Raw genomic sequence first — 14471 nt, 5'->3', positions numbered from 1 at the left:
GCATTGACGCGCAAGCGCTTCGAATCTACGGTCCCGTTCGAAGTTACGGGCGTTATTCGACATGTCGAACAGTGGGGCGAATGTGAGGGCGGCACATGGGACGGCCTGACCTGAATCGCAGACAACTCATGGGCGGACTCGGCGGGTTACTCGTCGCGGGCAGCTTCGGCTTCGCCGCCCTCGGTACCGGCGCCGACGCGCTCGCCGCCGGCTCGCGGACCCGGGTGAGGTACTGGAACCTCTTCAGCGGCGGCGACGGCTCCAACATGATCGCGATGCTCGACGCCTTCCGTGAGGCGAACTCCGGCATCGACGTGAAGGACTCCACCTTCCAGTGGGGCAACCCCTTCTACACCAAGCTGGCCATGGCGGCGGCGGGCAACCGCGCACCGGACCTCGGTGTCATGCACCTGGGCCGGGTCACCGGCTTCTCGCCCGGCCGCCTCCTGGACCCCTGGGACGTCGGCCTGCTCGCCAAGTACGGCGTGCGGGAAGCCGACTTCAACCCCGAGCTGTGGAAGCGCGCCGTCATCGACGGCAAGCTCTACGCGCTCCCGCTCGACATCCACGTCCAACTCTGCTTCTACCGCAAGGACGTGCTGAAGAAGGCGGGCCTGCTCGGCGACGACGGCCGGATCGTCCCGGTCACGTCCACCGACGAGTGGTTCGGCGTGCTCAAGGAGGCGAAGAAGGCCACGAAGAAGGGGCTGCAGACCCTCGGTCTGTGGGCCAACGACCAGAACTTCCAGTGGTGGTTCTTCGTCGCCTTCTACACCCAGCTCGGCGGCACCTGGTTCGACGACGCCTACACCAAGGTCACCTTCGACACCGACAAGGCTGTCCAGGTCCTGGAGTTCCTGCGGCGGCACATCACCGACGGGTACACCATCGCCGGTGCCGCCAACTCCGAACAGTTCGTGAACGGCGCTCCCTTCACCTGGGAGGGCAACTGGTCGGTGCCGGTCTTCTCCGGGGCGAAGCTCGACTACAGCGCGACCCCGCTGCCGCCCGTCTTCGGCGAGCAGGCCACCCACGCCGAGTCGCACGCCTTCGTCCTGCCGCACCAGTCCGACCGCGGCGGCCCCGCCAACGAGGCCGCCCACCAACTCGCCGCCTATGTCGTCAAGCACGCCCAGCAGTGGGCGGCCGGCGGCCACATCCCCGCGTACACACCGACCCTGTCCACGGCCGCGTACAAGAAGCTGGACCCGCAGAGCGAGTACGTGTCGGCCATGGACCACCAGGCCACCGAGCCGAAGGTGTGGTTCGCGGGCTTCACCGGCATCCTCGCCCAGCGCGTCGGCCCGATCGTCGTCTCCTCCACGATGGGCTCCGCCAAGCCGGAGGCCGTCGCCCGCAGGATGAAGGGCGCCCTCACCCAGCTGCTCGCCATGAAGAACCCCATGGACGGCAGGACCGCCGCGCAAGGAGGTACGGCCGCATGATGGCGACCAGCGCCCAGACCGCGATCGCACCTCCGCGCGCCAAGGTCGCCGCGCGCGGTGCCACCCTCCGCCGGGGGCAGGGCTTCCAGCACGGCGGCTGGTTCGTCGCCCCGTTCCTCGCGCTGTTCGCGCTGTTCGTGATCTGGCCGCTGCTGCGCGGCATCTATCTCAGCTTCACGGACGCCAACATCGCCGGCGACAGCGCGAACTTCATCGGCCTCGACAACTACCGCGAGGCCCTCAAGGACCCGCTGATGTGGGACTCGCTCGGCCACAGCGCGTACTTCACGCTCCTGGTCGTGCCCTGCATCACCGTCCTCGCGTTCCTCCTCGCGATGCTCGCCCACCACATCGAGCGCGCCAAGTGGCTGTGGCGGCTGTGCTTCTTCGCCCCGTTCCTGCTGCCCTCCACCGTCGCGGGCAACCTGTGGCAGTGGCTGTTCAACCCCGGCACCGGAATGATCAACCACGTCTTCGGCATCGAGACGCCGTGGCTGGCCGACAAGTCGTACGCCATGCTCGCCGTCGTCATCTGCACCCTGTGGTGGACGATCGGCTTCAGCTTCCTGCTCTACCTCGCCGCCCTCCAGGGCATCCCCGCGCACCTCTACGAGGCCGCCAAGCTCGACGGCGCGAACGCCTGGCACCGCCTGGTCCACATCACGGTGCCGATGCTGGGCCACATCACCGGCCTCGTCATCGCCCTGCAGATCCTCGCCTCGCTCCAGGTCTTCGACCAGGCCGTCGTGATGATGGACTTCTCGCCCGGCCCGGAGGAATCGACCCGCACCTTCGTGCAGTACACCCTCGAAGAGGGCTTCACCAGCTACCGCGTGGGCTACGCCTCCGCGATCTCCATCATCTTCTTCGTGATCATCGCGGCCGTCGCCCTCGCGCGGATGTGGCTGCTGCGCAACCGTGAGGAGGGCGGCCGATGAGCACCGCCACACAGACAGCGGAGACACCCGTCAAGCCCCGCAGGCCCTGGACGCCCAGCCAGATCGTCCTCACCCTCCTCGGCGCGGCCGTCTCCGTCGTCTTCCTCGCCCCGTTCGTCTGGGCCCTGTTCACCTCGCTCAAGTCGGAGACCGAGGCCGTCGAGGTGCCGCCGCACTGGCTGCCCGAGGACTGGACGGGCCAGGGGTGGAAGGCACTCTTCGAGACCGGCAACATCACCAACTGGTTCGTCAACTCCCTCGTCGTGTCGGTGTGCGTGACCTCCGTGGTGCTGCTCGTGAGCGCACTCGCCGGATACGGGTTCGCGCGCACCGAGTTCCGCGGCAAGGGCGTCCTGATGGGCGTCGTCATGGCGGGCCTGATGATCTCCCCGGCGGTCCTCGGCGTGCCGCTGTTCACCACCGTCCAGCAGATGGGGATGGTCGACACCTACTGGGGCATGATCCTGCCGCAGTGCGCGCCCGCCGCGATGGTCTACATCCTCTACAAGTTCTTCCAGGGCATCCCGCGCGAACTGGAGGAGGCCGCGTTCATCGACGGCGCCGGACGCTGGCGGGTCTTCTTCACCATCGTCGTGCCGCTGTCCCGCCCCTCCCTGGCGGCGGTCGGCATCTTCACCTTCATCGCCTCCTGGAACAACTTCCTGTGGCCGTACATGGTGACCAACAACCCCGACCTGATGACCATGCCGAACGGCATCGCGACCGTCATGAACTCCTACGGCATCCAGTGGGCCCAGCTCATGGCCGGCGGTCTCATGGCGGGCCTGCCGCTGATCATCGTCTTCGTCTTCTTCCAACGCCAGATCGTGGCGGGTGTCGCGCACACCGGCCTCGCGGGCCAGTGACCCGCTGCGGGAGCGCCGGACTGCACTAGTGTGCGGCTCCGGCGCGGGGGCGCGAGCAGCCCCGGACCACCCGTACCCGGCGACGAACAGAACTCCCCCCGGAAGGACCCCATGAGCACCACCGCCCGCTTCACCCTCGACCCCGCCTTCACCGTCGGGGAGGTCAACCCCCGGCTCTTCGGATCCTTCGTGGAACATCTCGGGCGCTGCGTCTACACCGGCATCTTCGAGCCGGGCCACCCAGCCGCCGACGAGGACGGAATCCGTACGGACGTCCTCGACCTGGTCCGCGAACTCGGCGCTACGGCCATCCGCTACCCCGGCGGCAACTTCGTCTCCGGCTACAAGTGGGAGGACTCCGTCGGCCCCGCCGAGGACCGCCCCCGCCGCCTCGACCTGGCCTGGCGCTCCACGGAGACCAACCGCTTCGGCCTCTCCGAGTACATCGGCTTCCTCCGCAAGGTCGGCCCCCAGTCGGAGCCCATGATGGCGGTGAACCTCGGCACTCGCGGCGTCGCCGAGGCCCTCGAACTCCAGGAGTACGCCAACCACCCCGCCGGCACGGCCCTCTCCGACCTCCGTGTCGCGCACGGCGACAAGGACCCCTTCGGGATCCGGCTCTGGTGCCTGGGCAACGAGATGGACGGCCCCTGGCAGACCGGCCACAAGACGGCCCAGGAGTACGGCCGCCTCGCCGCCGAGACGGCCCGGGCGATGCGTCAGATGGACCCGAGGGTGGAGCTCGTCGTCTGCGGCTCCTCCAGCCAGTCCATGCCCACGTTCGCCGAGTGGGAGGCAACGGTCCTGAAGGAGACGTACGACCTGGTCGACCACATCTCCCTGCACGCCTACTACCAGCCCGAGGACGGCGACGTCGACTCGTTCCTGGCCTCCGCCGTCGACATGGAGTCCTTCATCGAGAACGTGGTCGCCACCGCCGACCACGTGGGCGCGAGGCTCAAGTCCAAGAAGAAGATCAACCTCTCCTTCGACGAGTGGAACGTCTGGTACATCTCGGAGTGGCACGAGATCGAGGACTCCGGCGCGCGGGACTGGGCGGAGGCCCCCCGCCTTCTGGAGGACAACTACAGCGTCCTGGACGCCGTCGTCTTCGGCTCGCTCCTCATCGCCCTGCTCCGGCACGCCGACCGCGTCACCGTCGCCTGCCTCGCCCAGCTGGTCAACGTCATCGCCCCGATCATGACCGAGCCGGGCGGCCCGGCCTGGCGCCAGACGACGTTCTTCCCGTTCGCGCAGGCAGCGAAGCACGGCCGCGGCCAGGTCCTCGACGTCCGCGTCGACTCCCCGACGTACGAGACGAAGAAGTACGGCGAGGCCGACCTGCTGCACGCCACCGCCGTACGCGCCGACGACGGCACGGTCACCGTCTTCGCGGTCAACCGTGGCCGCACCGAGGCCCTCCCGCTGGAGGTCGCCCTGGCCGGCCTCGGCCTGACCTCGGTCGTCGAGCACAGCGCCCTCGCCGACGCCGACCCGGACGCCCGCAACACCCTGGACGACCCCGAGCGGGTCGCCCCGCACGCGGTCGAGGGCACGACCCTGACGGACGGCACCCTGACCGCCGTCCTGGAGCCGCTGTCCTGGAACGTGATCCGGCTGGCGTAGGACCCGCGGATCAGCGGCCGGGGGAGGTTACCGGTGTCACCGGCACCCCTCCGGCCGCCGCGCCCAGCAGCGTCAGCCGCACGTCCTTCGGGCCCGCCTCGGTGGTGCCGTCGGACAGGACCGCCAGGGCCAGGGTGTTGGAACCGCGGGTGCGCAGGATCCCGTTCGGGAGGACGAAGGTGTGCTGCGGGCCCACGTCGTTGACGTACTGGCCCATGTTCCAGCCGTTGAGGAAGATCTGCACGCGGTAGGCGCGGGCCGGGTCGTCGTCCAGGACGAGACCGATCGAGGCGTCGGTCCCCGGGGCGACGGCCAGCCGGAAGGCGGTCCGGTACCAGGTGACGCCCTGGCGGCGGTCGGCGCGCGACGGCTGCGCCTTCTCCCCCTTCTCCTCCTTCTTCCAGTCTGCGTCGTCGAACCCCGGCAGGTGCCAGCCCTCGCGTTCGCCGTACAGCCCGCCGTTGTTCTGCGGCCCGCGCACCGGATCGGGTCCCGTCTCGCCCTGCACCCGCCAACTCACCTTCGGCGAGGCCCCCTTGAAGGTGACCTCGGTCAGCCCGCGCGCCACCTTGTGGGTGTCGAGCGCCTCGCCGTCCTGGTCGTGCTGCATTCGCCGGACCAGGACCGACAGAACGCGCTCGTCGTCGGACTCGGCGAGCCGCTCGGCCAGCTTCTCGCGCACCTCCTCCGGCACCGCGAACGTGGCCGTGGCCGCCCAACTTCCCTTCCGTGCCGTGTTGTTGTCCGGCACCGGCATCCGGTGCGTGCCCAGCGGCTCCCCGTCCAGCCAGGCCATCAGCAGGCCCTGCGTGCCCGTGCTGTAGGCGAGGGAGACGGACTCGACGGCGTCGGCGGCGGCGGTGAAGTGCCCCCGGTACCAGACGTCCCCGTAGTGGAAGCCGTAGTCGTCCGCGAACAGCACCGGCTGTCCGTCGGGCACGGGCGTGACGCTGTGCGACGTCTTCCGGTCCGCGACCGTCCACGTCGAGTCGTCGAAGTCCGGCGCCGACTCGGGGTTCTCCGTCCGGCGCCGCCAGCCGCCGTCCAGGGAAGGCAGCGCGACCCGTCCCACGCCCGGCAGCGGACGCAGGGCCAGCAGGCTTCCGGTGCCGCTGATCCTCGACCGCACCGGGCTCCCGTTCCAGGTGACGTCGGTGATCCCGCGCGGACCCCACACCTCCAGGCCGGTCGCCGCGACCGTGTCGCCGGTCAGCTGGACCGTGCTGTCGCGCAGGGTCACGTCACGCACCAGCGCCGGGCCGTACACCAGCACCGAGCCCGACGGGGTGTCGCGGGGGAACAGCCGCAGGGAGGTCGCGTCGTCGACGAAGAGCAGCAGCAGCGACCGGTCGTGCCCGCCGCCCTCCACCTTCACCCGGGTCAGCCCGCCGGCGCCGAGCGGCGCGGTCACCCGCAGCAGACCGCGGTCGTACACCCAGGCCGGATCGGGGTCCAGCCGGGTCGTCGTCGGCTCCAGCGCGCAGTCGAGGACGACCTGGGCCATCTCGCCGCGCGGGCCCGCGAACACGGCGATGTCCTGCCGACCGGCGGTCACGCAGAACATCGGCTGCACGGTGGAGTACCGCAGCTTCCACTGCCCGAGATCCATGTCGGTCGCCAGCATCCGGGCGTCCTTGGCCGGGACGGAGACCGGCACGTCGAAGGCGGTGCCGGGCAGGGTCGTGGTGACGCGTTCGGCGCTGTCGTTGCGCAGGACGTACACATGCGCGCCGGTGTCCGGGTTGGTCAGGTGGTACGCCTTGAGCCGCTCGTCCGCCGGTTTCACCGCCGCGGCCGGCCGCAGCCTGGCCAAGTCCGGCTGGCGCTGCAGCAGATGCCCGGTCTGGTGCATCGGCGCGAGCTTCGCGGTGGCCATCCGCCCCTCGTCGAAGGCCGCCCCGTAGTCGTACGAGGTGTAGACGACCGGCGCGGGCAGCCAGCCCCAGGAGGTGCCGCCGAAGGTCATGTAGACGTTGTGCAGGGTGATGCCGTTGGCGAGGTTGGTCAGGTAGAAGCGCCGCTCGTAGGCCGCGTCCCGGGTACGCCGGGCCTGCGCGTAGCCCTTGCCCTGGAACGGGGATCCGCCCCACGGGTCGAACCCGCCCCCGCCGAACTCCGCGACGAACCCGGGCGTCTTCGGGCTCGCCGTCGCCCCGCCCCTGGCACCGCCGGGCCCGAAGTGCCCCCAGTCCGGCGGCACCTGCTCGGGCGAGGGGTACCCGTCGAAGCCGTACAGCCAGTGCCCCTTCTCGCCCCCGGTGTCGAAGGAGCCGGGGGTCCAGTAGCCGTTCGGGCCCTGGTCGTCGGGCCCCTTGCCGTCGTGGCCCTTGTCGTTGTGGAACAGCGGTACGTCGATGCCGTCGGCGCGCACCTTCTTGTACAGGTGGGACATGTAGTCGCGGCCGGACGGCTCGGTGACGTACACGTCGTACTCGTTCTCGATCTGATAGAGCAGGACGGTGCCCGTGCCCCGGGTGAACTGGTGCCGGGCCACGATCCTGTTCACCTCGCCGAGCCATTCGTCGGCGTGCTTCAGATAGGCCGGGTCGGCGGTGCGGGCCAGGCCCTCGGTGACCGTCAGCCAGCCCGGGAAGCCGCCGCCGTCGACCTCCGCGTTGATGTACGGGCCCGGACGCAGGATCACGTACAGACCGGTCTCGGCGGCCGTCCGCAGGAACAGGTCGAGGTCACGCACGCCCGTGAAGTCGTAACTGCCGGGCGCGGGGGAGTGGTAGTTCCAGGCGACGTAGACGCTCACCGCGTTGTAGCCGTGCGCGCGCATCTTCTGGAGCACGTCCCGCCACAGCGACGGGCTCGGCAGCCGGAAGGGATGCATCTCGCCCGACCACAGGACCAGCCGCCGCCCGTCCACCAGCAGCGAGTACCGGTCGAAGCCGACCGTGTGCCGGACCCCGTCGGCGGCGGGCGGGCCCGGCGCGGGCCCGGTGAGCACCCTGCGGGAGGCGGTGGCGCTGTTCGGGGTCCCCTCGCTGCCGCCCAGCGTGAAGCCGAGCGCCGCCGTACCGGCGAGGACGCTGAAAGTTCTTCTGCTGAGCCCCAAGGGAGCGCCTCCTGTTGTGCCTGAATTCTTCCGCGACCCGTGGGTGCTCGGTCATTCTGTACGGTCCGACGCCGCACAATTGTCTTATGAGGATCTCGGCGCGGGCGGACTACGCGGTACGGGCAGTGCTGGAGCTCGCCGTACGGCAGGACGACGGACCGGTGAAGGCGGAGGCCATCGCCGTCGTCCAGGACATCCCGCACAAGTTCCTGGAGGGCATTCTCGGTGATCTGCGCCGTGCCGGTGTCGTCGACAGCCGACGTGGCGGGGGCGGCGGCTACCGGCTGGCCCGCGAGGCCGCTCAGATCACGGTCGCGGACGTGATCCGGGCGGTCGACGGGCCCATCGTCTCGGTACGGGGCGAACGCCCCACCGGACTGGAGTACACCGGATCCGCCGAGCCCCTGCTGCCGTTGTGGATCGCGCTGCGGGCCAACGTCCGCCGCATCCTGGAAGGCGTCTCGCTCGCCGACCTCGCCGCGGACGCGCTGCCCGAGCCGGTACGGCGACTGGCGGCCGAACCGGCCGCCTGGGAGAACCCCTGAGGGCCCCCCTCGACCCGTCTTCAGACGGACGCCCTAGGGTTGTGTCCCGTTCATTCCTACCCAACCGGTAGGAAAGCCAGGGGGCCCAGGGGTCCAAGGACCCGAGGGGGCCCAGGAAGACGGGACCGACCTTGCGCACGCTCATCCTGCTCGCTCTCGCGGGCCTCGGCGCCCAACTCGTGGACGGCAGCCTCGGCATGGCGTACGGCGTCACCTCCACCACGCTGCTGCTGGCCATGGGTACCAATCCGGCCGCCGCATCGGCCACCGTCCACCTCGCCGAGATCGGCACCACCCTGATGTCGGGCGCCTCGCACTGGCGCTTCGGGAACGTCGACTGGAAGGTCGTCGCGAAGATCGGCGTGCCGGGAGCCGTCGGCTCCTTCCTCGGCGCGACGGTCCTGTCGAAGCTGTCCACCGAGGTCGCCGAGCCGGCGATGTCGCTGATCCTGCTCGGCCTCGGCCTGTACGTCATGTCCCGCTTCACCCTGCGCGGCCTGCCCGAGGACCGGCTGGGCAAACCGCTGGGCAAGCGGTTCCTCACCCCGCTCGGTCTGGTCGCCGGGTTCCTCGACGCGACCGGCGGAGGCGGCTGGGGCCCGGTCGGCACACCCGCGCTGCTGGCCAGCGGCCGGATGGAACCCCGCAAGGTGATCGGCTCCATCGACACCAGCGAGTTCGTGGTGGCCGTCGCCGCGAGCCTCGGCTTCCTCCTCTCCCTCGGCTCGCAGGGCCTGAAGTGGACCTGGGTACTCGCCTTCCTCCTCGGCGGCCTGATCGCCGCCCCCGTCGCCGCCTGGCTGGTCCGCATGGTCCCGCCGCGCGTGCTGGGCTCCGCGGTCGGCGGCGTGATCATCGTCACCAACGTCCAAACGCTCCTGGAGAGCGACTGGATCGCGGCGCCGGGCGCGGTCAGCGCGGTCGTGTACGTCGCGCTGTACGCGGTGTGGGCCGCCGCCCTGGCGTACTCGATCCGGGCCCACCTGAGGGAACGGGCGGCGCGGAACGGGTCCGCCGAGGAGCCGCAGCCGGTGCACGTTTCCCTGTGAAATTGGCGTATGTGAATGGCTTGAGTTCGCCCTGACTGCCTTGTGTGTCTCTCCCTACGATGCGATCGCCCTCGGTCTTCACAGGAATCTCATCGATTCTTCACAAGCCGAGGGCGCAGCCACCCCCCAACCCGAGGAGAGACCATGGCTGGTGGACTTCTGCTGGGCGGCGCGATAGCCGCCCTGCTCACCACCGCACTGCCTGGAACGGGCCCGGCCGACGCGTTCGAGGACCCGCCCCCGGACAAGATCATCATCAAGGTCGCCACGGTCAACGGCTCCGGCTGTCCGCAGGGCACGGCCGCGGTGGCCGTCTCCGAGGACAACACCGCCTTCACCGTGACCTACAGCGACTACCTCGCCCAGGCCGGCGGCAACTCCGACCCCACGGCGTTCCGCAAGAACTGCCAACTCAGCCTGGTCGTCCATGTCCCGGGCGGTTTCACGTACGCCATCGCCAGCGCCGACTACCGCGGCTTCGCCTCGCTGCAGCGCGGGGCGTCCGGCAACCAGAGAGCCTCGTACTACTTCCAGGGCTCCTCGGACACGGTGTCCAAGAACCACCCCTTCACCGGTCCCCGCGACGACAACTGGCAGGCCACCGACACCACGGACTGGCCCCAACTCGTCTACGCCCCCTGCGGAGTCCAGCGCAACTTCAACATCAACACCGAGCTCCGCGTGACCGCCGGCACGCAGTCGCCCGGCAAGGTCAGCTTCATGACGATGGACTCGACGGACGGGGACATCAGCACGGTGTACCACATGGCGTGGAAGGAGTGCCCGAAGAAGTAGGGCACGTTCCCCGGCCCGCTTCGGTGAGGGCCTGAGTACTCGTACTCAGGCCCTCACTCCCGCCCTGTGCGACGGTGAGCGCATGGCGAAGAGCAGGACGTCTCGTGGGGTGAAGGGCACGATCGTGGCGGCACTGGCGGCCGTCGTCTGCTACTGGATGTGGACCTCTCTGCTGGAGTGGTCCAACGACGTGGCTCAGTCCGGCGGCGACACCCTGGGCTCAGGGTTTCTGGAAGCCCTGCTGGTGCGCCTCATCGGTCTGCTGTCGTTGCCGGTCCTGCTGTGGGCGGGCATGCGGTTGCTGAGGGAGCGCGGCAACCATCTGCTCATCGCGGCCGGCCATGCGGAGGCGTGGCTCATCGGTGGCTACCTCGTCGAGCAGGGCGGGGTCAGCGACACGGTCACGGTCCTGTGCCTCGCCCTGTTCGCGGGGCTCGGCGGCCTGCTGTCCCTCGTGGAGGTGGAGCAGGCCGGTCTGCCCGACCTGCAGGGCTAGGCGCCGGGCCGCGGAGCGCGAACTCCAGCAACGCGCACCACTCGCCGCGGGCGTGGAGGTGCTGCTGGTGATCACTCAGGGCTGGCAGATATATTTCGTAGCTCGATATATGCTCGAAGCATGACCAGACGGAATCCGCCCTTGACGGAACCGCAGTACTTCATCCTTGCTGCACTCATGGATGGGCCGTTGCACGGTTACGGCATCATCAAGGCTGCCGAGCAGGCCACCGACGGGCGGCTCCGGATCGCTGTCGGCACTCTCTACGGCGCGCTGGAGCGGATGGAGCGGGCCGGGCTGGTGGCCGCCGGCCATGAGGAGATCGTGGACGGGCGGGCGCGGCGCTACTACCGGCTCACCGAGGACGGCACCGAGGCGCTCAGCCGGGAGGCGCTGCGGATGCAGCAGGCGGCGGCCGTCGTCATCGGACACTCGCGGGATGCCGGAGCGGCCCCGGCATGAATCGTCTGCTGCTTGCGGCCTATCCCGAGCCCTACCGTTCCCGGCAGGGAGAGGAGGTGCTGGCCTGCCTGTCCGAGGCGTATCCCGGCCGCTCCTGGCCCCCGCCGCGGGAAGTTGCCGCCCTGGTGCGCGCCGGGGTGCAGGCCCGCGCCCGTGCCGTCGTCGACGACACGGCCCGGCCGTGGTGGCTGGACGGCATCCATCTGGCCGCCCTGGCCCTCGCCGGGCTGGCGCTGGTTCCGTACTTGCAGGATGTGTGGCACTGGGCACTGCACATCGACCCCGGACAGCACGCCATCGCCTTCCACTTCTCCGGCTGGTACCCGTGGGCCGAAGGTCCCACGCGGATACGGCTGCTGCCCTACGGGCTGCTCCCGCTGGGCTGCCTGATCGCCCTGCTGCGCGGCAGACCGTGGATCGCGCTGCCGGCCGCGGCAGCCATGATCTGGGCCGGCGCCACGTCCCACGGCCGCACCCTCTTCGGCGACGAGGGCAAGGCGGGCCTGGGTTACTACGGTCTTGGCGCCCCGATAACGGCCCGTGACCTGGTGCTGTCGGGGGCACTGTGCGCCGCGTGCGCCGTGCTGGCGCTCTGCCGTCCCAGCCGTCTGCGACGCCGCTCGTACCGCTGGCTGGCCCCCGTCGTGCTCGCCATGTTCGTGGCCGGGGGCCTGCACATCATCTCCGTCAGTCCGGCTTTCCAGCGCGGGTTGTTCGTGCTCGAAGTCGTCGCGCTGATCGCCGCGTGGGTGGCGACGGCCGCCACCGGCGACCACCGGTGGCTGATCCCCGTCGCGGCGTTCGCGATCGTCCGCACGCAGGCGATCGTCGTCCGGCCGGACGCGTTCATGCAGTCCTTTCCGGACCTGGTCGTCCTCATCCTGCTGATCGCACCCCTCCCCGCCGTGGCGATCGCCGCCCAGCGCCGACAGGGGCAGGCACTCGCCGAATAGGAGCGACCCCCCGATGGGCCGGCCGAGCCCGGCGGCCCACGGCGTGCCGCATGACGTGCGTGACCGAACTCCCCTCAACGGAAGAAACAGAGCGATGACTCAGCACGATTCCCCGTCCCTGCCCGCGCACCGACCGGGGGCCTCGAGGCAGGCCCCCGAGGCCCCCGACGACCCCAGCCCGTCGCGTACGACACGGCCGTGGATGCCGGCTCTGCTCTACACCCTGGGGTTCCTGACGGTTTATCTGCTCGCCATCTGCACCCCGTGGGGGCAACGAGCCGAGAACGCCCTGTTCGGTCTCGGTAAACAGGGCGGCGAAGAAGCCTGGATCTACCCCCTGTCAGGAGCGGAATACGGCTCGACGCCCCTGCCGCCGCTGGAATTGAGCGCCAAGCCCACCCTGATGGTGGGCCTGGCCGTCATCGTGGTCCTCACCCTGGTGCGGCGGTGCTGGCGGCAGGGATGCGCGGCGCTCGCGGTCGTCATTCTCACGACCGGAAGCCAGGATGTGCTCAAATCGACCATTCTGCCCCGCCCCGATCTGGTGGGCGCGCCGGAGAACCTCCTTGATCAGGGTTTCCCCAGCGGGCACACGGCCATCCCCGCCGTGCTGACCCTCGCCGCCGTCCTGGTGGTTTCCCCCCGCATCCGCCCCTACGTCGGCACGGCCGGTGTGCTGTGGCTGGCCTGCATCGCCGCCTACAGTGCGACCGCCGGCGGCCACCGGCCCAGCGAAGTGCTGGGAGCCACGCTGTTGGCCTGTGCCTGTTACGGCCTCGCAACCTGGCTGCTGCCGCCGGCCGCCGTGCCAGGCGCCACGCGGAGCCCCCGTGCGCTGCCCGTCATCACCCTGACGCTGGCAATGGCCGTCGCCCTCGTTTCCGGCGCACGGAACGACACCCTCACAAGGTCACTGACCTCCGCGGCGACGGCCTTCATATGCGCGGCCCTGGTCTGGTACGCCGCAGTCGGGCGGCCCGCACACACCGCACGCCGCACACGCCCCGCACTGGACTGACCACGACCAGCACGCGGTACTGCGCAGGCGACTGGACTTCCTGGAACAGCCCGCGAGCTTCTTCCGCGATGGCCGCACAACGCGACCCGGCCCGGGCCCCGCTCCTCGAGAGGACCGGGGCCCGGGCCGGGAGGTGCGGCTGTGGCTGTGCGTCAGGACGTGGGTCAGACCCGGGTGAGGCGGACCGCCACCGTCTCGTTGACCGTTACCGGCTGGTTGTAGTCCGGGTCTGTCGCCGTCGCGCGGCCTTCGACCTCGACGTCCCCCTTCTGGAAGGGGACCGAGCCGGTGGGTACGGCCGTACCGGTCCAGGCGGCCGGGGCGCCAGGGGTGCAGGACACCGACGTGGAGAAGGAACCGCGGATGAGGTCCCGCTTCTTCACCTGGGTGACGTCGCCCGCCACTGTCACCCGCACCGGCTTGTCGCAGCTCACCGTGCCGTGGAAGGTGGCCTTGCCGTTGAGGGAGGACGCGGTGCCGTCCAGGGCGATGCCGAGGCCCAGGCCGAGTTCGGCCGGCGGGGCCGGGTTCTCGATGTGGACCTCGCCGCGCGCGGCCGGGGTGCCTCCCTCGCAGTGCTGCTCGAAGCTGGCGTCGAGCTTCTTCACGTAGCCCTGGGGACCGAACTCCACCGCGGAGACGGTGAAGGTGCCGGTGAGCTGGTTGCAGCCGCGGCCGTTGCCGCTGAGCGACAGGCCCGGTTCGGTACGTTCGTTGAACGGGTAGCGGGTGGCTCCCGTGTAGGTCCCGGGCGTCAGGGTCTTGCCGGACGGCGCCCCGAGGCTGAGGGTCCACCAGTCGCCGTTCGCTCCGTCGACGGAGAGGGTGACCACCCTGTTGTCGGTGTTGGCGGAGACGTTCATGTGGTCCTGGGACGCCGTCGCGTAGGCGTAGGACTGGCCGCCGCTGATGTAGTCGCCCTCGTCGCCGCTGAAGCTGAAGGAGCCATCGGTGACCGGCAGGGCGTGCGCTTCGGTGCCGGAGAGCAGGCCGGTGGTGCCGGTGGCCATGGCCAGCGCGAGAGTGGCGGTGGCCCGGGCCAGGTCGAGTGCAGCAGGGTAAATGACCAACGAAGCCACCGAGCAGCGTAGTTGAGACGTCAGGCATCTCGATTAACAGCTCGGGGGGCCTCGTTCGTTTGCGCTTCGTGGGCCGTCACCTGATCGGTGGCCAACTCGAAGAAGCTCAATGAAGCGATGTGCACCCCAGGGCGTGAG

General features: G+C 70.0%; 13 protein-coding genes and 1 pseudogene. 12 read left to right on the top strand and 2 right to left on the bottom strand.

From position 1 onward, the window contains the following. Positions 1–95: 95 nt before the first annotated feature. The 4 genes from OHA64_RS14675 (at position 96) to OHA64_RS14660 (ending at position 4875) form a co-directional block, all read left to right on the top strand. Positions 96–1445 (top strand): extracellular solute-binding protein, encoded by a 1350-nt coding sequence (locus tag OHA64_RS14675; RefSeq protein ID WP_405613001.1) that lies wholly within the window; start codon positions 96–98, stop codon positions 1443–1445. Continuing rightward, a complete protein-coding gene (locus OHA64_RS14670) occupies positions 1442–2383 on the top strand; it encodes a carbohydrate ABC transporter permease (RefSeq protein ID WP_405612999.1) in 942 nt (313 codons plus the stop codon). Before OHA64_RS14675 ends, OHA64_RS14670 begins: the two co-directional genes overlap by 4 nt. Next, on the top strand, positions 2380–3249 hold the full coding sequence (locus tag OHA64_RS14665; RefSeq protein WP_405612997.1) for a carbohydrate ABC transporter permease: 870 nt from the start codon (positions 2380–2382) through the stop codon (positions 3247–3249). Before OHA64_RS14670 ends, OHA64_RS14665 begins: the two co-directional genes overlap by 4 nt. Positions 3250–3360: 111 nt before the next feature. Next, entirely contained in the window at positions 3361–4875 is a 1515-nt protein-coding gene (locus OHA64_RS14660) for an alpha-N-arabinofuranosidase (RefSeq protein WP_405612995.1), read from the top strand. A 10-nt stretch (positions 4876–4885) separates the two neighbouring features. Here the strand turns inward: OHA64_RS14660 and OHA64_RS14655 are convergent, their stop codons facing one another. Then, positions 4886–7936 (bottom strand): glycoside hydrolase family 35 protein, encoded by a 3051-nt coding sequence (locus OHA64_RS14655; RefSeq protein ID WP_405612993.1) that lies wholly within the window; start codon positions 7934–7936, stop codon positions 4886–4888. Between the two features lie 86 nt (positions 7937–8022). Between OHA64_RS14655 and OHA64_RS14650 the strand changes: the two genes are divergently transcribed. From OHA64_RS14650 to OHA64_RS14615, 8 genes and pseudogenes are all read left to right on the top strand, one after another. Next, the gene (locus OHA64_RS14650) at positions 8023–8481 is read left to right on the top strand and encodes an RrF2 family transcriptional regulator (RefSeq protein ID WP_405612991.1); all 459 of its coding nucleotides are present in this window, start codon (positions 8023–8025) and stop codon (positions 8479–8481) included. 131 nt (positions 8482–8612) lie between these two features. Next, a complete protein-coding gene (locus OHA64_RS14645; RefSeq protein WP_405612989.1) occupies positions 8613–9530 on the top strand; it encodes a sulfite exporter TauE/SafE family protein in 918 nt (305 codons plus the stop codon). A 144-nt stretch (positions 9531–9674) separates the two neighbouring features. Then, a complete protein-coding gene (locus tag OHA64_RS14640; protein ID WP_405612987.1) occupies positions 9675–10325 on the top strand; it encodes a DUF4360 domain-containing protein in 651 nt (216 codons plus the stop codon). A gap of 82 nt (positions 10326–10407) precedes the next feature. Further along, entirely contained in the window at positions 10408–10821 is a 414-nt protein-coding gene (locus OHA64_RS14635; protein ID WP_405612985.1) for a hypothetical protein, read from the top strand. A 120-nt stretch (positions 10822–10941) separates the two neighbouring features. Then, positions 10942–11283, top strand: a complete 342-nt coding sequence (locus tag OHA64_RS14630; RefSeq protein WP_405612983.1) for a PadR family transcriptional regulator — start codon at positions 10942–10944, stop codon at positions 11281–11283. Beyond that, the gene (locus OHA64_RS14625) at positions 11280–12236 is read left to right on the top strand and encodes a hypothetical protein (RefSeq protein ID WP_405612981.1); all 957 of its coding nucleotides are present in this window, start codon (positions 11280–11282) and stop codon (positions 12234–12236) included. The genes OHA64_RS14630 and OHA64_RS14625 overlap by 4 nt, the downstream gene beginning before the upstream one ends. A gap of 94 nt (positions 12237–12330) precedes the next feature. Continuing rightward, positions 12331–13254, top strand: a complete 924-nt coding sequence (locus OHA64_RS14620) for a phosphatase PAP2 family protein (RefSeq protein WP_405612979.1) — start codon at positions 12331–12333, stop codon at positions 13252–13254. A gap of 4 nt (positions 13255–13258) precedes the next feature. Continuing rightward, positions 13259–13328: pseudogene (locus OHA64_RS14615) on the top strand (PadR family transcriptional regulator); the annotation flags it as partial. Between the two features lie 90 nt (positions 13329–13418). Here the strand turns inward: OHA64_RS14615 and OHA64_RS14610 are convergent. Beyond that, on the bottom strand, positions 13419–14333 hold the full coding sequence (locus OHA64_RS14610; RefSeq protein WP_405612977.1) for a hypothetical protein: 915 nt from the start codon (positions 14331–14333) through the stop codon (positions 13419–13421). Between the last annotated feature and the right edge of the window lie 138 nt (positions 14334–14471).

Source organism: Streptomyces sp. NBC_00076 (genome assembly GCF_045041235.1).
GTDB lineage: Bacteria > Actinomycetota > Actinomycetes > Streptomycetales > Streptomycetaceae > Streptomyces.
The sequence above is the reverse complement of the archived record's forward strand: the minus strand, read 5'-3'. Positions and strand labels throughout refer to the sequence as shown.